This is a genomic window from Hazenella coriacea (genome assembly GCF_004341825.1).
GTDB classification, from domain to species: Bacteria; Bacillota; Bacilli; order Thermoactinomycetales; family Thermoactinomycetaceae; genus Hazenella; species Hazenella coriacea.
This window is the reverse complement of record NZ_SMAG01000003.1, coordinates 248,654-265,637: the sequence shown is the minus strand read 5'-3', so window position 1 is coordinate 265,637 and position 16,984 is coordinate 248,654. Positions and strand designations below refer to the sequence as shown.

Annotated in this window: 19 protein-coding genes and 1 riboswitch; of the genes, 9 read left to right on the top strand and 10 right to left on the bottom strand. The window is 37.7% G+C overall.

Features of this window, described 5'->3' with window-relative positions; translation table 11 throughout:
• Positions 1–3: 3 nt before the first annotated feature.
• The 7 genes from EDD58_RS07450 to EDD58_RS07420 all read right to left on the bottom strand — a co-directional run bounded on the left by EDD58_RS07450 (position 4) and on the right by EDD58_RS07420 (position 6,524).
• Complete coding sequence (locus EDD58_RS07450) at positions 4–1,086, bottom strand: M23 family metallopeptidase (RefSeq protein ID WP_131924229.1); 1,083 nt, start codon at positions 1,084–1,086, stop codon at positions 4–6.
• A complete protein-coding gene (locus tag EDD58_RS07445) occupies positions 1,083–2,963 on the bottom strand; it encodes a VirB4 family type IV secretion system protein (protein WP_131924228.1) in 1,881 nt (626 codons plus the stop codon). Before EDD58_RS07445 ends, EDD58_RS07450 begins: the two co-directional genes overlap by 4 nt.
• A gap of 18 nt (positions 2,964–2,981) precedes the next feature.
• The gene (locus tag EDD58_RS07440; RefSeq protein WP_131924227.1) at positions 2,982–3,659 is read right to left on the bottom strand and encodes a TraC-like domain-containing protein; all 678 of its coding nucleotides are present in this window, start codon (positions 3,657–3,659) and stop codon (positions 2,982–2,984) included.
• Between the two features lie 12 nt (positions 3,660–3,671).
• Positions 3,672–3,998, bottom strand: a complete 327-nt coding sequence (locus EDD58_RS07435) for a hypothetical protein (RefSeq protein WP_131924226.1) — start codon at positions 3,996–3,998, stop codon at positions 3,672–3,674.
• 5 nt (positions 3,999–4,003) lie between these two features.
• Positions 4,004–4,270 (bottom strand): TrbC/VirB2 family protein, encoded by a 267-nt coding sequence (locus EDD58_RS07430; protein WP_131924225.1) that lies wholly within the window; start codon positions 4,268–4,270, stop codon positions 4,004–4,006.
• 539 nt (positions 4,271–4,809) lie between these two features.
• Positions 4,810–5,529 (bottom strand): RNA polymerase sporulation sigma factor SigK, encoded by a 720-nt coding sequence (gene sigK, locus EDD58_RS07425; RefSeq protein WP_131924224.1) that lies wholly within the window; start codon positions 5,527–5,529, stop codon positions 4,810–4,812.
• 260 nt (positions 5,530–5,789) lie between these two features.
• The gene (locus EDD58_RS07420; RefSeq protein ID WP_131924223.1) at positions 5,790–6,524 is read right to left on the bottom strand and encodes a hypothetical protein; all 735 of its coding nucleotides are present in this window, start codon (positions 6,522–6,524) and stop codon (positions 5,790–5,792) included.
• Between the two features lie 324 nt (positions 6,525–6,848).
• On the opposite strand from EDD58_RS07420, the gene EDD58_RS14810 reads away from it, so the two are divergent.
• From EDD58_RS14810 to thiE, 7 genes are all read left to right on the top strand, one after another.
• Positions 6,849–6,998, top strand: a complete 150-nt coding sequence (locus EDD58_RS14810) for a hypothetical protein (protein ID WP_165875859.1) — start codon at positions 6,849–6,851, stop codon at positions 6,996–6,998.
• Positions 6,999–7,224: 226 nt separating this feature from the next.
• Positions 7,225–7,809: a hypothetical protein gene (locus tag EDD58_RS07415; RefSeq protein ID WP_131924222.1), complete on the top strand. Its 585-nt coding sequence runs from the start codon at positions 7,225–7,227 to the stop codon at positions 7,807–7,809.
• A 20-nt stretch (positions 7,810–7,829) separates the two neighbouring features.
• A complete protein-coding gene (locus EDD58_RS07410; protein WP_131924221.1) occupies positions 7,830–8,723 on the top strand; it encodes a nucleotidyl transferase AbiEii/AbiGii toxin family protein in 894 nt (297 codons plus the stop codon).
• Positions 8,724–8,970: 247 nt separating this feature from the next.
• A riboswitch (TPP riboswitch) is annotated at positions 8,971–9,070 on the top strand.
• A gap of 70 nt (positions 9,071–9,140) precedes the next feature.
• Positions 9,141–9,818, top strand: a complete 678-nt coding sequence (gene tenA, locus EDD58_RS07405) for a thiaminase II (protein WP_131924220.1) — start codon at positions 9,141–9,143, stop codon at positions 9,816–9,818.
• 10 nt (positions 9,819–9,828) lie between these two features.
• The gene (gene thiD, locus EDD58_RS07400) at positions 9,829–10,620 is read left to right on the top strand and encodes a bifunctional hydroxymethylpyrimidine kinase/phosphomethylpyrimidine kinase (protein WP_341539269.1); all 792 of its coding nucleotides are present in this window, start codon (positions 9,829–9,831) and stop codon (positions 10,618–10,620) included.
• Positions 10,621–10,651: 31 nt separating this feature from the next.
• Positions 10,652–11,446 (top strand): hydroxyethylthiazole kinase, encoded by a 795-nt coding sequence (thiM, locus tag EDD58_RS07395; protein ID WP_131924219.1) that lies wholly within the window; start codon positions 10,652–10,654, stop codon positions 11,444–11,446.
• Positions 11,436–12,062, top strand: a complete 627-nt coding sequence (thiE, locus tag EDD58_RS07390; protein ID WP_131924218.1) for a thiamine phosphate synthase — start codon at positions 11,436–11,438, stop codon at positions 12,060–12,062. Before thiM ends, thiE begins: the two co-directional genes overlap by 11 nt.
• Before the next feature lie 155 nt (positions 12,063–12,217).
• Here thiE and EDD58_RS07385 read toward each other — a convergent pair whose 3' ends face one another.
• Positions 12,218–12,760: a hypothetical protein gene (locus EDD58_RS07385; RefSeq protein ID WP_131924217.1), complete on the bottom strand. Its 543-nt coding sequence runs from the start codon at positions 12,758–12,760 to the stop codon at positions 12,218–12,220.
• A gap of 486 nt (positions 12,761–13,246) precedes the next feature.
• Between EDD58_RS07385 and EDD58_RS07380 the strand changes: the two genes are divergently transcribed.
• Both EDD58_RS07380 and cshA read left to right on the top strand, forming a co-directional pair.
• Positions 13,247–13,699: a cupin domain-containing protein gene (locus EDD58_RS07380; RefSeq protein WP_131924216.1), complete on the top strand. Its 453-nt coding sequence runs from the start codon at positions 13,247–13,249 to the stop codon at positions 13,697–13,699.
• A gap of 298 nt (positions 13,700–13,997) precedes the next feature.
• Positions 13,998–15,506 carry a degradosome RNA helicase CshA gene (gene cshA / locus EDD58_RS07375; RefSeq protein WP_131924215.1) on the top strand — a complete coding sequence of 503 codons (1,509 nt, stop codon included), beginning with the start codon at positions 13,998–14,000 and terminating at the stop codon, positions 15,504–15,506.
• A gap of 199 nt (positions 15,507–15,705) precedes the next feature.
• Here the strand turns inward: cshA and EDD58_RS07370 are convergent, their stop codons facing one another.
• Both EDD58_RS07370 and EDD58_RS07365 read right to left on the bottom strand, forming a co-directional pair.
• Positions 15,706–16,425: a hypothetical protein gene (locus EDD58_RS07370; protein WP_131924214.1), complete on the bottom strand. Its 720-nt coding sequence runs from the start codon at positions 16,423–16,425 to the stop codon at positions 15,706–15,708.
• A 14-nt stretch (positions 16,426–16,439) separates the two neighbouring features.
• Positions 16,440–16,964: a TlpA family protein disulfide reductase gene (locus EDD58_RS07365; protein ID WP_165875858.1), complete on the bottom strand. Its 525-nt coding sequence runs from the start codon at positions 16,962–16,964 to the stop codon at positions 16,440–16,442.
• Positions 16,965–16,984: the final 20 nt, after the last annotated feature.

The window sequence follows — 16,984 nt, the reverse complement described above, 5'->3', positions numbered from 1 at the left end:
ACCTCATCTCCCTACATATTTAAGTGGGTTTACTTTCCCCTTACTTGTCCGGATCTCAAAATGTAAATGAGGACCAGTACTACGTCCAGTGGATCCACAGAGCCCAATCTGTTGTCCTTGTGATACAGTTTGCCCCACTCGAACACTCTGCGAGGCTAAATGGGCATAAAGGGTTTTCACGCCACCACCATGATTAACTAACACGACATTTCCATACCCGCCAAATCCAGAACCGGGATAGCCAAATTTCGATACTTCTACTACTCCACTTTTACTAGCAACAATAGGGGTTCCCACTGGACATCCATAGTCTAAACCTTCATGCGGCTTCCCCCATCGTGGCCCAAAGTAACTAGTAACCCGATATTTTTTATCTAGTGGACGTAAAAAGCCACTCGAAGATATTGGACCTATGTTTTTTATTTCTTCAACAGTACATTCATAAGAAAGACCACCGAGATAATTGATAAAATGTTTTACTCCTGGTCTCCAGCTAAGATTCATGAGATTAGGGTCATTTGTTGCACCCCTTGTAGGTGCGTAACCCGGGATCAATGGGGGAATACCTTCTCCAATTAGATCAGGTGTTTTTAATCCTTTACTAATCCATTTGTTATACAAAGTCATCGCCATATAATCGATTCCTTGATCTAAGGTATCAAACTCCATAAAAGCCTTTTTCGTTGAACTATACAGTCCACCCGGATTATTTTTTTTTCTAACCATTGGAGAGGTTCCATTCTTTGTCTCCTGTAATGCAATAGCTACAATTAATACAGGATCCACACCATACTTTTTCCCAGTGTTAATAAACACATCTGCTTTCCCATCAAAAACGCCTTTCCCTTTTAACTTCTCATCCAGTTCTTGAACAGTAATCACGTTTCCTGTTGGTCGACAGGTAATAGTACCTCCGTTAAAAGCTACTCCATCTGGAGGGATTTCACTCTCTTCTTCTGGTGGAGCACCTAAAAGGGCTACAAACATCAAGAATAGAAAGGCAATCAATCCATAAAAACTATATTTCAAAATTTCTTTGCCAAACATGGAAATCAAGGTGGTCAAGGCTGCACCTAAAAACTTCATATATGCTCACCATATTTCCGTTTATACCAAGCTGGATTCCAAATTTTTAACTCTTCGGCAGTAAGATCAATATAGATATTAACTTTTTTGGAGCCGACGACGTAGATGCCACGACCGGCACTTTTTTCTTTTTCTTCTTCGTTGACGATGAGAAGTCGTTGTTCTTCTTCAGAAAAGTTTTCTGAGGTTCTTTCCATAATGGTATGGATCTCTTCACGCAACATGGGAAGATATAGCTTGGAGATGGAGTTCAGAATGACTGCTTCTCCATAGTTACGACTGCCTTCGACGGCTGATAAGAAGTCCCCGATTTGCTGAGTTGCACTGGTAACTCCTCCTGAGAAAGAGCGAATCAGCTTGTACATATTGGCCAAAAATTTCATAGCTAGGGGGTTATTAGGATCAGACAGCACATGCGCTTCATCTACATAGATTTGTGTTACGGTTGTCATATCACGTAAGGCATCATCCTGCATAAAGGTGAGGATGTTGTACATCGCTACCTGTTGAAGGTCTGACTCATCCCGTAAGTCTGAGATATCGAACACAATAAAATCATTGGATAAATCTACATTGGTGTGACCATTAAAACACTTGGAATAGGAACCTTCTACATAAGGGTAGAGTACTTGGTAAAATCCCTTAAGTAGTTGAAATTGCTCATCCACTTTCATTTTTTGTTCAATTTTGTGATATAAATCTTCGATTGTAGGAAAGTCTTCAGAACGTTTGGTGGAGAAATCTGTTTCCCAGTGAATACCTTGGTCTTCATATAGTTCCACCAAAATTTTTTCCAAGAGAGCCAACTCTACCTGTTTGCTTTTCAAATCTTTATAAATAAGAGTAAACATGGTTTTTAAGCGGCTGATCTTCTGATGTAACAGGGAAGAGGCTACTTTTTCACCATTATCATCAGAAGGGATTAGGGAGTGCATCACCTCAAATGGATTGATGATATTTCCATTAAGTGGAGAAACCTTTACCCATTCGCCTCCTAGTTGTTTTGCTTTGGAGCCAAACTCTCCTTTAGGGCAGATCACCCGAGTGACTGTTCCTTGCATCCAACGCCGAATCATATCGCCAAATAAATAGGTGGATTTTCCTCCACCACTGGTAGCGATCACAATCTCATTTCGATTTAATAGGGTGTCATGATCGACGATGACGATACTATTGGTTTTTAGGTTTTTTCCTTTGATGATGCCTTGCTCGGCGAAAATCTCGCATTCGTCAAAAGGAAATAACGAAGATAATGCTTCTGTATCGAAGTTACGATATGTAAGATCTTTCAGTTCGTTTTTCCGCAAAGGTAAAATACAATAAAGCCCTGGCAGTGACCGATAGTGGGGTACCATGAGCTTTAGAGTTTTAGAAACATGAGATTTTACCGCTTGAGTGACTTCATTTAACTCTTTGATTGAAGTCGCTTGAATATGGATATACATATGTTCATTAAACATTTCTGCTTGACCAGAGGTGAGGTTGTCCAATAGAATTTCGGCATCTTTCAGGTCATTACTGATCCGGATCTCATCCATCGGTCTTAAGCCTGTTTCATTAAGTCGAGAGCGATATTCAATGATCGCACGGTTTAGAGACTTGATCATATCATGACTGTCACTTGGTTCAATATGATGAACAATGGAGACATTATAAGGGATATTATGTAGATTTTGTAGGAAATTAGCCTGTATATCATTGGTGAAATGACTGACACATAGGGTACGACAGTAATTTCCCCCTAGACGAATATGATCAGCTTGTTCCTCTATGCTATCAGGTGAAATAATATCTAGAAAACCACGATTTTCACCAACCATACTTTCTAATGTTTTGGGTGCCGGAGGCTCTTTCTTCTTGTTGAAAAATCCAAACATGGTGTTTTCCCTCCATTTTTATAGTAAGTACTCATCCTCTTTCTTCTTGATGTTCTCTGCGGTAGTAAGAAGGTTTCTTTGCCCGATGACATAGGCATACTCTTTAGGATCGTCGATTTGGTAGAGTTGAGAATTCTCGTAATCAAAAAACATATGTAGATACTTCTGTAGTTCCATATCATTTAATTCATGAACCTCTAACTTTTGACGGTACAACATATCTTCTAGATTTAAACGTAAATCATCTACTCTTCTTCGAAGTTCAGCGATTGCTTTTTCTTTACTAGATTTATTGGTGAAAGATTCATCAATCACCACATAACGATTACGCTTAATCATATCTCGGTCTTTTTGTAATTCTTGTGAATATGCGATGTAACTTTTGAGCATCCGTCGTTTATGGGGATTTTCGGTCTTTTTTAGACGTTTGGTTAAGGTAACAATATAGCTTTTTAAGTTAATCGGTTCTGAGACACGAGCGATTTGAATCGGTTTTTTTAAAGAACGAAGGAAGTTTTCGTAGCTTTCCAAGACCTCTTTCTCTTCTTGATAACTCATAAGATGGGTGTTAATCGCCGTTACAGACAATACTTTAATGAGCCGCTGGTCTGTCGTCTCGATCATGGAATCATAAATACTGTGAACAGGAATCAAGTCTTGGACTGTTTTTTCGGGTGTTTGTTGTTTTTTGGACAATATAATCCCTCCTTACTTACGAATTAATTTTTTGAAATAGTAAATTCTTTGCCGGTTGTTATATTCAATTCGATAACGAAAAATATCAAACAGTGTAATATTCTTACGCTCGCGAATCGGGCGAATAAATATGAGACAAGCCACAATAATAGTAGGCAATATACTAAAGAAAAAGCGAACTTGAAAATGAAGAAAATCTGGTATGATCCATTGGAATAAAACCACCGATAGAATCACCGGTGGTACAAGGATGACCAAGTCTTTCATGCGAATAAACCGCCAAATATGAAGACTTGAGTCAATCTGATTAGGAATTTTAAACTTTTTGCGCTCTTGCAACATCATCACCCCTTAAAACTTTGACCAATCCAAGTGATAATACCTTGAGCCATAAAGCAGACAATAGTAATCACTACAATAGAGATCAAGGCCTTCTTAAAGCGATCTCGAGAATGTTCTTCTTGGGATAAATACATACCAGCTGCTGTCACTAAGATCCCGATTACTGCTAGGGGAGTGACAATAGAAAGCAAACCCTTAATAACATCGTTCGTTAAAAAATTCTCAAACTGGTCAAATGGATTATTACCTTTTGCTAAAAAAATACTCATCCACAAAATGATTCACCTCTAAATTTGTGTGATTTTTATATTATAAACAAATAACAAAATTGTGTAAATATATTTCTATATATTAAAATCGAAAATTTAACATCTTTTTATATTCTTGGATGATAAAAGTGATCTTTTACATAATAAATGAGTAGACAAGTTATGATTATAGTAAATAAGAAGGGATTCCAAAATGGGCATACCGGAAAATTTAATTAATGTAGGCTTATATTTTATTGATTGAACCAAAGATGGGTATTAACCTTTAAGATATAAAATAGGGGCGTAAAGGGAGTGGCTATTCCGAATATGGGAATAGGCGGTTGATATATAGTTACTTTCTATGTTTTTTGATTATCTTTAAAGGACCTATATATGCGGAAGACTATAATGAATCTGGAAATGCTGATCCACCGTTCAAAAACTTAAAAGAATGGACTAGATTAAATAATGTTCAAGCCGATTTAAAAACTAAACAAAAAAAGACACTTCACTAAAGAAGCAACTTTAGCGAGTGCCATAAAAATAAAGCTTCACTATTAGATGCTGGCGCCTCCTTGATTTTTACCCACCCGATAAAACTCATGGAAAAGCTTTATTAATGCTCTTTTTTCAATTCTAGATACGTAGGAGCGAGAAATTCCCAATTCTTTAGCGATCTCTCGCTGGGTTTTTTCTTTTCCACCACTTAAACCGAAACGGCAGCGAATCACTTCTTGTTCTCGTTCATCCAATATGTGTATATGGTTGTAGATTTTTTTCTTTTCAATTTTCATTTGCACTGTGTCAACAATCTCATCTCGCTCTGTTCCTAGAACGTCGATTAGTGTTATTTCATTCCCTTCTTTATCTGTCCCGATGGGGTCATGAAGAGAAACATCTTTTCGTGCTTTTTTGAGTGAACGAAGATGCATGAGGATTTCATTTTCAATGCATCTTGCGGCGTAGGTGGCTAACTTTGTTCCCTTATTCGGTTGATAAGATTCGATCGCTTTAATTAAGCCGATTGTTCCAATGGAAATAAGGTCTTCAGAATCTTCACCCGTATTCTCGAACTTTTTGACAATATGTGCGACAAGGCGTAAATTATGTTCAATTAGGGTGTTTCGGGCGGTGGAATCTCCCTCACTCATTAATTTGAGATTACGTTCTTCTTCTTGTTCAGATAATGGTTGAGGGAATGCATTGTTTTTAATGTAGGAGACAAAGACAAACATCTCTTTTAACATTAAAGCGATAGCCGTCAAGAGACCTGGCATTAATCCCGACACCTCCATCCGTTCTAAAAAAAGCCATTATCACTTTATGATGTGATAGGCAAATGTGTGAATCCTTCATCTTTGATTCATCTATTTAACTTATGTGGGATTCATTTTGTCTTATGGCATTTAGGGTGGATTTTCTGTAAAAGAAGATTTGAAATTAATTATTTATAAATAAAAAAAGCTGGTCCGGATCAAATCTGGATCAGCTTTTTTATGTATATGATATGTATCGTTGGTCTCCATGTCATTCTTTCTTAACTAATCTGCTTCTTTAACTGTTCTAAGATCTTTCTGGCTCTGTATTCTGTGATTCCAAATTCTTCTGCCAATCCGCGGCGACTAATGTGTTTGCCGTTCTTTTCATAGTAGGTGGTGGCAAATTCTAATGGTGAAGATGTTGTTTTTTTCTCCAATTGGACAACATTACTTTTTTGCCCTTGTGAATTTAATGGCAAAGCTATCTGGTGAGTTTCGGCTGGTGTTGGTGACTGATTTTCTCGTGTTACAATGATTGGTTTTTCGTTTTTGGTATTTTTCCCTTTATCGGTTTGTTTGTTGGATGAGCTATTAGTAATGGGGGAATCTCTGAAAGCTTCATCCTCTATGAATGGGTTTGTTGGCGGCTCAGTTTTTTCACTCATTTGGTGAAGATTAACATCGTTTATAGGGTTTTGGGTTTCATAGGCTTCATGGGTATCTGGAGATTTCTCTTGAGTGAAAGATTTTGGTGATCCATCCGACGGGACATTTGATTGACTTTGAAAGACTATCTCTGGTGAATTTAATTCTTCCTTTTGAGCTTTGCGATGATCTGATAAGTTTAAGATTGTATGGGATAACATAGCTTCCGAACAAATTAAGAGTGTTGGCGTCACTAACCCAAGAATGATACCCTCGATCCCATGGGCCATTCCTGCATTGATGTTACTCCAACCAACTAGTGCAGTTCCGATTAGTGCAGATATAATCGTTGGTGCCCCAACCTTCATCCTTTTAATCCTCGAGTATACGATATTGATACTAGCTATGATAAACGTTAATTCTACCCCGATGACTGTAAGAATAGCATTCCACCCTTGAAATCCATTTTGTGAAAAGAGTTCTATATTATGTTGAAATGAAACTACAATACTGACTACAAGAATTAGGAATGATCCTATGATGTTCAGCCTTCTCACGATATCGCCTTCCTTTTTCAATTCGATCGACTATTTATCTATGATTTCTATGATATCTATGTATATGTACATTATAAGATACCATAGAAACCATAGTCAATTATGTGCTAAGATGATCTGGAGGTGATAGCGAGAATGGCACGAAAAAACATTAACACAACGATCGACATAGAATTGTACAGACAAATAAAAGTATTAGCAGCAAAATTAGATAAAAATGCGAATGATCTGCTTGAGGAAGGTATGAGATTAGTATTAGAGAAGTATGGAGAAGAGGTAAAGTAAAAAAGAGTAGTCCAAGAAGAGGACTACTCTTTTTTTATCCTATCTTTTTTGTCTATGTTATTTTTCTTTATCATAGTTAGGTGAGTTAAAAGTAGTTGAGCTGGTGTAATACCTGAAAAATAATTTCGATGTCATGAAAATAAATGCTAAAATGTGAGAAGCATGAATTGTAGCAAGTTTTATAATCGATCTAATCTAAATGAAAGAAATGTTCAGGAGTGAGACAATGGAATTTGAATTTCACATTACAGTCAATGATTTAAAGATGGCTGACAAGGAGGCTTTTGTAAAGCTTTGTAAATCGGAGCAGTTAAAACCTCTTATGATCGTCTTAGATCAAGGGAATTACATCAATCAGCCCATGTGTACAGGAGTTATTAAAAGTACTGATTTCCACGACGCTGATAAAGGAATCGAAAAGATTGTAAATATGTTTCAAGAAAACGGATTTACTATCATGAGAAAAAAAGTAGAGACTTCTCCAAAGGAAGAAAAGTATTTTCATCAGCCACTTACTCAGAATTTCAAACCTTATTTTGAATGGCATGGAAAAGTAGAGGTTGATGATATTACCATGGTAAAGAATCTATGTGAGGGGTTAGGTGGACATATTTCCAGGAACTCCTTAAATGTTAACGGAAAAGTGAGATTTATAACGGTTAGAGAATACGAAAGTAAGAAGAAATTCTATGAGAGAGTAGAGGAGATACGTTCAATTTTGCAAGTAAATAAGATAGAAATTTTGAAAGAGCAATATGAACTATGTATTTATGATAGCAAAGAAGAATTGGATCGTGGATGGCTTTCATAAACTATAAATGGGAGATAATCATGATTAAACGAGAAGATTTAAAAGATATGAATTATGATGTCAGAGAACTTGTTGTTCTAGAGGCGCTTTTGAGAAGAATATCACTTGTGAATATGCCATTTATATTAAAAGGCAGTCTATTAACGAGACAATACTTGGATCATCCAGATATACGGTATGTGGACGATATCGACTTTTTGTATATGGGGAAAATTAAAAATGAAGAGCATGCACATAAAATCTTTACCAATTGGATGATCCAAGTGACAGAAATGGATCTACATGATGGAATAAAGTTTAGAAGTTTTCGAGAAAATGCATTTTGGAGACGTATTGACTATGCCATGGCAGACGACTTTCCAACTATAAATACGGATCTTGCTTACTATTTCACAGATGAATCAAGGGAAGCAACTTACGATCATGAGACTTATCTGGATATTTCGTTTAACTTAGAAATGGAAGTAGAACCCGTTTCATTAGAGTATCAACCTGTTTTTGGTGATCGTTTCATTGTTCCATACTCCGTACCACTCTCGATTCAGGTTGCTTGGAAATTACATCAAACAATTGTAAGACCAAGGTTTAAAGATCTTTATGATTTAAAATATTTAATATCTCATCCAGCATACAATAATCATGTTCTTAAAGAAACACTACAAACCCTTATCAATGAATGTAGTCTGGATCAATCTATTACAAAAACTGATATAAAAAAGGTACTTGTAGATGATTTAAGTAGCTTATATCATTCATTGTCCAATGATTATTTTTTGAAAAAATATGCTGGTAGCCAAAATTATGAAGATTATTTTATGAAGTTTGTAACTGATTTACGTAAAATGATGGACCATGCTGGTATTAATGAGAGTGCATATGATCATTTACCAAGTCCAACGTACAAAGAATTGTAGCAACAAAAACGGAGATCCATTTTCGAATAGCAATACATACAATATTTTGGTTTTTCCAATCAAGTAATCCCCCCTTGGAGACTTTTTTCTTCTGAGGGGTTATACATATGCTACTATTTAATTATATATAACATAACAGATGATCTGGATGTAGCCTCCATCGGATGATTAAAATATATTGTTTATCTTTGAAGGTTGTTAAGTAGAGAGTAATATGTTAGATTGGGGTTAATTGAATATGAATGAAGACATCCACTAGGGGTATCGAAAGATTGAGATGCGCAGTGTGCAAACCCTTAGAACCTGATCTGGTTTATACCAGCGTAGGGAAGTGGAGCTATCTTTGGTGTGTTTATAAAGGTCGCTCCATTTTAGGAGCGGCCTTTCTTATTTTTTTAATTATAAGGAGGAATTGTGATGACCTTTACAGCACAATTACGTCAAGAATCTGATGAGTTATTTCAAAAAATCTATGATCACCCATTTGTTCAAGGAATATCTAAGGGGAAACTTAAACCTGAACAATTAATTCATTATGTGGAACAAGATTTTCAATACTTAAGCGTATTTGTTCAAATGTATGCGTTGGGGATTATGAAGACGAAAAATAGAGAAGATATGGAATTTTTCCATCAGCAAATTGGGGTGACTTTACATTCTGAAGCTCATCCGCATCAAAACTTTTGTCGAGAAGCGGGTGTAGACTTTACATCTCTACAACAAGTAAAATCACTTGCACCCAGTGCTCGAAACTATATGAACCATATGTTGTGTACGGCTCAAACAGGGACATTGGCTGATTTATATGCAGTGATTTTGCCTTGTCCATGGACGTATATCTATATTGCTGAGAGAATCATGGAAGAAAATTCACCAACAGAAGATCATCCTTTTTATGATTGGATCCAATTTTATGCTGGTGATGATTTTAAAACGCTAAATCAAGAGTTACGAAGTCGACTGGATCATCTTGCAAAGTCGATGACTTCTTCAGAACATGAAAAATTAAAAGAAGCTTTCCAATTGAGTTGTATCCATGAATTTAATTTTTGGAATATGGCCTATACACTAGAGTCTTATTCATTTGGAAAGTGAGGATAAAAGATTGATCAAAAAAGTGTTAACCATTGCTGGAAGTGACTCTAGTGGAGGAGCAGGAATCCAAGCGGATCTGAAAACGATGGCAGCTTTAGGTACGTATGGTCTAAGCGTGATTACAGCGATAACTGCTCAAAACACACAAGGTGTCTATGCGGTAGAAACATTGAGTCCTTCGATTGTAGAAGAACAGCTAAAAGCAGTATTCACAGATATTCCAATCAATGCAGTAAAAATTGGTATGGTTTCGGAGTGTTCCCTCATCGAGGTGATCGAAAATGCATTGATTCAGTATCAACCTAAAATTATCATCATGGATCCAGTGATGGTATCGACAACAGGAAGTGTTCTTTTACAAGAAGATGCGATTGAAGCTTTAAAAACTAAACTATTTCCATTGGCGACTTTGATTACTCCAAATCTTCATGAAGCAGAAGTATTAGTGGGAGAAAAGTTGCTTTCAGAAGCAGACATCCAAAAAGCAATTGAAAATCTAAAAAAGTGGACTCATGGTGAGATATTAGTGAAGGGCGGACATCTCCCCTTGGGTGACCAAGTGATTGATTTTCTTTCTACAGGAGAAAAGTTTATTGGTAAATGGATTGAGTCTAACAATACTCATGGAACAGGATGTAGTTTATCATCTGCGATTGCTGCGTTATTAGCTCAAGATTATTCAATGACCCAGGCCATTTGTTTAGCTAAAAACTATGTCGAAGAGGGGATTCGCCTCTCATTTCCAGTGGGACAAGGTTCTGGACCCATTCATCATTTTCATTCGTTATGGAGAGCTGAGTGAAAAAATTTCCTAAGTAAAAGGAGATCCTTGTATGAGCTTTGAATACAATTGGGAAAAAATCAGGGAAATTCAGCCACTGATCCACCACATCACTAACTCAGTGACCATTAATGATTGTGCCAATATGACACTTGCTTGTGGAGCTAGCCCCGTCATGGCTGACGCTGAAGAAGAAGTCGAAGAAATGGTAGTACAAAGCCAATCACTCGTTTTAAATATGGGAACCCTTTCAAAATCATATATCGATCGAATGATCAAAGCGGGAAAAGCTGCTAATCAACAGCAGGTTCCGGTAGTTTTGGATCCCGTTGGTGTAGGAGCGACATCTTTTCGCTTTCAATCTGTGGAGCGTTTACTTGCTGAAGTGAAATTTGCAGTCATTCGTGGAAACGCTTCTGAAATTTCCACCTTATGTGGTAGTCGCGCAGGGAAAGGGGTTGACGCAGATACTGAGTTTGAGACCATTCTCCCTGATATTCAAAAGTTGGCAAAGCGATTGAACACTGTAATTGCCGTAAGTGGTTCCGTTGATTATGTGACGGATGGAGAACGAGAGGTCAGAATCTATAATGGAACTCCATTGTTATCGCAAGTAACTGGAACAGGGTGTATGTCTACATCTGTGATCGGTTGTTGTTTAGGGGCTGGTTTGGAAGCTCTTTCAAGTGCAGTAACTGCTTATGTGGCTGTTGGTTTGGCAGGGGAATGGGCAGAGCGAATGAAGGGGAATGCAGGATTGGGAACTTTTCGGATGTATTTAATGGATAGCGTATCACAAATGAATAACCAATGGTTAGCAAAAGAAGGGAAGATCGATGCTCGGTAAATTAAGAGATCGTTTACAACTCTACTTGGTTACAGATGATCAGGAAGATTTGTATCAAAGAACAGAAGCTGCCATTCGTGGTGGCGTTACTTGTGTTCAATTGCGTATGAAAAAGGCTAGTTCCCGGCAGTTTTTAGAAACAGGAAAGCGTTTTAAAGAGCTATGCCAAAAATACCAGATTCCTCTTGTTATTAATGATCGTGCTGATGTTGCCCTACTTGCCCAAGCAGATATGCTCCATATCGGTCAAAATGATTTATCCATACAAGAGGCCAGACAGATTGTTGGACTTGACATGCCAATTGGAGTCTCTGTCCATTCAGTGGAAGAAGCAGTTCAAGCAAAACAAGATGGAGCTTCGTATTTAGGAGTTGGGAGTATGTTTCCGACTAGTTCTAAAGATGATGCCACAATAGTTTCTATTAAAACATTATCTTCAATTCGAGAAGCTGTATCATTGCCGATTGTGCTGATTGGTGGAATCAACCAAAAAACTTTACCAGCTCTTGCACCTTATATTCCAGATGGAGTTGCTATTATCTCGGGAATTTTATCTGCTCCATGTCCTAAGTCAATGGCTAGTTATTTTAAAAAGGAACTAGAGAAATTGGTTTAATGAAACATGAAAGGCTAGTATATTTATAATCGATTTCTCCATATTTGAATTAAATGAAAAAGACAGGGTTTCTTCTTTTGTGATTTTTCCAAAAGAAGAAGCCTTGTCTGATCATAAGCTCAAGTAAATGGAAGTGTATTATTAGATAATAAAAATCATTGATGGTGGGGCTTTGCATAAAGAATCCCGTCAAAGGGAATTGTATGATATTCATGAATTAAACGATCCATTCCAGGAAGTCGTTCTTCTGTGTATCCTGACTTTTGCAATCCTGTAATCAGATTACCTAGTAATTTTCTCCATTCAGCTGTAAATGCAAGGATGGGAACCTTGATTTCTCTTTTTTCTTTCAGCTGATTTTCAGTGTTTCCGATGACAGAGCCCCATTCTGCATTGATGGTCAGGGTATCTTCCTCCCATCGCAAGTACCAGCTATTACGAAATGAATCGGAAGCCCACTGAATCTTCCATTCACCAGAAGAATGCTTTCGAAGTTTTTCGAGCATGTCAAGGAGATCCCAGGTCATGATACTGATTTCGTATTTATAACTTAGAGGAATGTAGATGTTTTTCCAAACTAGAATGGCATCTTCCGTATAAAGAGGGAAGATGGTTTCGATCGCTTCTGCAAGATTTTCATCCTCTTCATCGAATTGTCCTGTAACTCTGGGAGCTCCTGCTTGTATTCGAAAATCCACTTCTGACTCTCCCTTTTATTTAACTAAAATCCTTCTAATATTTCACGATCCGAAGTGGTTATATCATCTAATATGTCGTAGCTCCTAACTTCTTGGGGTAATCCTATTCAACGTGGAGTGGAATATATAAGTCTACATTGATGATTTCACTTTTGGGTTGAGATATTAGCATGTTAAATACCTCTCAAGATGTCGTTCATTCATTTCACATGATCAGATTAGTGATTAGGATAAACACACAAATGATACCTAGAATAATTGCTGTACTCAATATAAAAACTCCAAATGCTTTATAGCTAGAAAATTGGTGAACTAGGGATAACCTTTTGATCACTGCCCCTATTGTTCCATCGATTCTAGAATTAGTATACAACAAGATGGTAGACCGAAATGGGCGAGTTATTAAAGTTTATACTATACATAAATGAATGAATACAACAAATATTTAGTTTTATAGGTTATAATAGTGACAGGAGGTGTTGGATCTTGAATCAATCGCCTGTACGTTACCCAAACAGTCAAGAAGAGATCTTATTTTTAGGAAGACCTATGTCTGTGATGATTAGTGGAAAAGAGACACAGGATCGGTATGCGGTTTTACAATCTACGGAGCAAAAAGGAGAGGGTCCTCCACGGCATATTCATCATCAAGAGGATGAGGTATTTAATGTCATTCGTGGAGAACTGACGGTCTATTTGGGAGATCAGTCTTTTTCAGCTACAGAGGGTGCGACAGTGTTTTTACCAAGAGGAATTTCCCACACTTTCCGGATTGATAGTGAAGAGGCAACCATTCAGGTAGTGTCATGTCCTGCCCATTTTGAGTATTATGCGAGAGAATTAAGTGCATCTGAAATGCAATCTTATACAAAAGAGCAATGGCTAAAGAAAATGGTTGAGGTTGGAAAGCGGTACCAAATTGAATTTCCAGATATTTGATTAACACATAATCTTTATTTAGGATATATAATGAAAGCTTAATGGCTCACATAATGAAGCATCTCCTTAAGCAAAGGGGATGTTTTTTTACGTAGAAAAAAGTATATTGTAGCAGTCAATATACAAGACTAATGGTATAATAGTAACTTAGGCTATTTTTGCCGGTTGAGGTTGTCGCATAAAATCAGATAAAATCTTACAACCATAGGCTTTTGATTTGGTTGTGCAGGAATAGTTGAATCATGCCGCAGGCTCATTATTTTGTTATTAGGGAAAAATGAAAGGTGGACTCACACTCTTGGCTACATTTAGTGAACTGGGACTTAGTTCCTCATTATTACAATCCATAAGTCATATGGGTTTTGAAGAAGCAACACCTATACAAGAACGGACCATTCCAATTGCGATGGAAGGTCGGGATGTGCTTGGACAAGCACAGACTGGAACGGGTAAAACTGCTGCGTTTGGAATTCCGATGATCGAGAAAGTATCTGTAGATACAGATGAGATACAAGGAATCGTCATCACACCAACTCGTGAATTGGCGATTCAGGTGGCTGAAGAATTAAATCGAATTGGTCAATATAAAAAGGTTCGCTCTTTACCGATCTATGGTGGACAGGATATTAACCGACAAATCCGTTCTTTGAAAAAAAGACCCCAAATTATTGTAGGAACACCAGGTCGTCTACAAGATCATATGCGTCGTCGCACGATTCGTCTGAACAATATCAATTTAGTTGTTCTTGATGAAGCGGATGAGATGCTACAAATGGGCTTTGTTGAAGAGATTGAAGCGATTCTATCAGAGATTCCATCTGAAAGACAAACGTTGTTATTCTCTGCTACGATGCCCAAAGATATTCGAGCACTGGCACAAAAGTTTATGAAAGACCCTACAGAGGTTAAAATTAAGACAAAAGAAGTGACCATGCCTAACATTGAACAGTTTTATATTGAGATGTCACCTAAACAAAAATTTGATATCCTCTGTAACCTTTTAGATATTCAGTCTCCAGAGCTGGCAATTGTTTTTGGTCGTACTAAAAAACGTGTCGATGAATTGACAGAAGGTCTTAACAAACGTGGTTATTCAGCTGAAGGAATCCATGGGGACTTGACTCAAGCTCGTCGGGACACTGTGATTCGTCGGTTTAAAGAAGGAACCGTTGATATTATGGTGGCAACGGATGTTGCAGCTCGAGGGTTAGATATTTCAGGAGTGACACACGTATTTAACTTTGATATTCCACAAGATCCGGAAAGCTATGTTCATCGGATTGGTCGTACGGGTCGTGCAGGCAAGACAGGAGTGGCGATGACTTTTGTTACTTATAGAGAGATGGATCATCTACGCAATATTGAACGGGTGACCAAACGGAAAATGATTCGCCAAGCGACACCGAGTCTTAATGAAGCGATGGAAGGTCAGCAACGGATCGCTATTGAAAAGCTATTAACTGTGGTTGAGGAAAATGAGCATCGGGATTATATCGAATTAGCGGAAGAATTGTTGGCGCAAACTGACTCTGTAACTCTATTAGCCGCTGCCCTAAAAATGATTACGAAAGAACCAGATAAAACTCCTGTACAAATCAGTGAGGATCGTGGTGGATTTTTCGGTGGCGGTAGAGGAGGTAGAGGTAGTAGAGGTGGTCGAGACCACAAAGACTATAAGGAAGATCGAGGTCGAGGGAAAAAATCGAATCGAGGGGGAGCAGGTAGGACAGGTGCTTCCAAACGCTTTGTAAATAACAACAAAAATCAACGTCCTTCAGGTAAGCGAAAGAAAGTAAAGTCTTTTTAAGTCAGAAACATGTTGCCAATGTCTAATGAGTAGATGAGCCTAATGAGTATCTCCAACATTTATGACTAGTATGGCTTTGTCTCAACAAAAGGGTTAGCAACTAACAAAATGAATATAAATACCTGGCATATTCCCAGAGAAGCAGGTATAAAGAGAAGCCACAATTAGAATGGAGATCCTATTGTGGCTTTAATTATGTTCATGTTTTATGGATGGGATCAGGTTGACGAAATAGAAGGAAGTAAACACCGATCAGTAAAGTTACAATATAGAGGATATCAAGAGTCCCTATATTCATCCATAGGTGATCTAATTGTGGCTTGAAACCCCTCACGACTAGTTCGATGATGCTAATTCCAATCAACCAGAAGCTTATTTGATCTTTGTTAAAGCTTAGTTTTTTACGCAATACATAAAAGCTAAGGAGGAGTAATAGGTATCCAACGAGTAAAAAGAGATTGGTAGGAAGATAGGTTTGATCATCCAACCTCCATCCCCACCCGCTACTAGGAGACCCATAATCTTTAATTAACAAAGAATAACTAACTCGAACAATGATAAAGGCGAAGAGTATGCGTTGGATCAATCTCCATCGATTTGAAGGTGCTTCTTTCCAAATTTGATAAGAGAGCCAAGCCCCGCATAAGAGGATAGTGGCTTCCCAAGCGTAAGCACCTCCACTATACATGAGAATTTCTAGAGGTTGCTTAAACAAAATACTAGGTTGCTCGATGATAAACCAAAATTTATAGGTTAAGATTCCGATGAGGAGGACGGAGACCATTTTGTCTACAAACTGTTTCCCGTCTTCAGAGCGAGACAGGATCAAAGATAGTGCTATAAAAGCTATGATATAGCTAACGATCGAGATTGGAACTGTTGTAATCCCTATATAAAGACCTTCTGTGGGTTCAAACATCTCTAACCTTCCTTTTACTTTTTGATCAGGGGTTCAATCATTTTTTCGAACTCGGATGGGGGGATCACACCTGTTTTTTTGTATACGATGACACCTTGTGAATCAATGATATAGCTAGTTGGATAGGAGTGAACTCGATATTGATTTACCACTTTTCCAGATGGATCGAGTAAAACTGGATAGTTGACTTTATATTGCTCAACAAATTTTTGTACCTGATCAGGATCATCTACCTTTGTTGCATTGATGCCGAGAAAAACGACTTGATCTTTATACTTTCCATGGAGCTGTACCAGATCAGGAGTCTCGGCACGACATGGAGGACACCACGTAGCCCAAAAGTTAATGAATACGATTTTGCCTTTCAAAGAAGATAGATCATAGGTTTTACCATTCAGGTCTTCAAGTTGAAACAAGGGTGCCTGATATCCCTTCTCAGGAATTGTGGGTGTATTGGATTGGCTTTCTTGTCGATAAACAAATGAAAGGACAAGAAGAACCAATAACCCAGCCAAAATTACAAAACGATATTTCCTCATGGTAGGATAAAACTCCATTT

Excerpts from the sequence above, each read along its gene's own strand:
- EDD58_RS07430 (WP_131924225.1), bottom strand. The coding sequence starts at position 4,270 with ATGAGTATTTTTTTAGCAAAAGGTAATAATCCATTTGACCAGTTTGAG.
- sigK (WP_131924224.1), bottom strand. The coding sequence starts at position 5,529 with ATGCCAGGTCTCTTGACGGCTATCGCTTTAATGTTAAAAGAGATGTTT.
- EDD58_RS07370 (WP_131924214.1), bottom strand. The coding sequence starts at position 16,425 with ATGTTTGAACCCACAGAAGGTCTTTATATAGGGATTACAACAGTTCCA.
- thiM (WP_131924219.1), top strand. The coding sequence starts at position 10,652 with ATGAGCTTTGAATACAATTGGGAAAAAATCAGGGAAATTCAGCCACTG.
- tenA (WP_131924220.1), top strand. The coding sequence starts at position 9,141 with ATGACCTTTACAGCACAATTACGTCAAGAATCTGATGAGTTATTTCAA.
- EDD58_RS07445 (WP_131924228.1), bottom strand. The coding sequence starts at position 2,963 with ATGTTTGGATTTTTCAACAAGAAGAAAGAGCCTCCGGCACCCAAAACA.
- EDD58_RS07450 (WP_131924229.1), bottom strand. The coding sequence starts at position 1,086 with ATGAAGTTTTTAGGTGCAGCCTTGACCACCTTGATTTCCATGTTTGGC.
- EDD58_RS07420 (WP_131924223.1), bottom strand. The coding sequence starts at position 6,524 with ATGAAGGTTGGGGCACCAACGATTATATCTGCACTAATCGGAACTGCA.
- thiE (WP_131924218.1), top strand. The coding sequence starts at position 11,436 with ATGCTCGGTAAATTAAGAGATCGTTTACAACTCTACTTGGTTACAGAT.
- EDD58_RS07415 (WP_131924222.1), top strand. The coding sequence starts at position 7,225 with ATGGAATTTGAATTTCACATTACAGTCAATGATTTAAAGATGGCTGAC.
- EDD58_RS07365 (WP_165875858.1), bottom strand. The coding sequence starts at position 16,964 with ATGAGGAAATATCGTTTTGTAATTTTGGCTGGGTTATTGGTTCTTCTT.
- EDD58_RS14810 (WP_165875859.1), top strand. The coding sequence starts at position 6,849 with ATGGCACGAAAAAACATTAACACAACGATCGACATAGAATTGTACAGA.
- EDD58_RS07410 (WP_131924221.1), top strand. The coding sequence starts at position 7,830 with ATGATTAAACGAGAAGATTTAAAAGATATGAATTATGATGTCAGAGAA.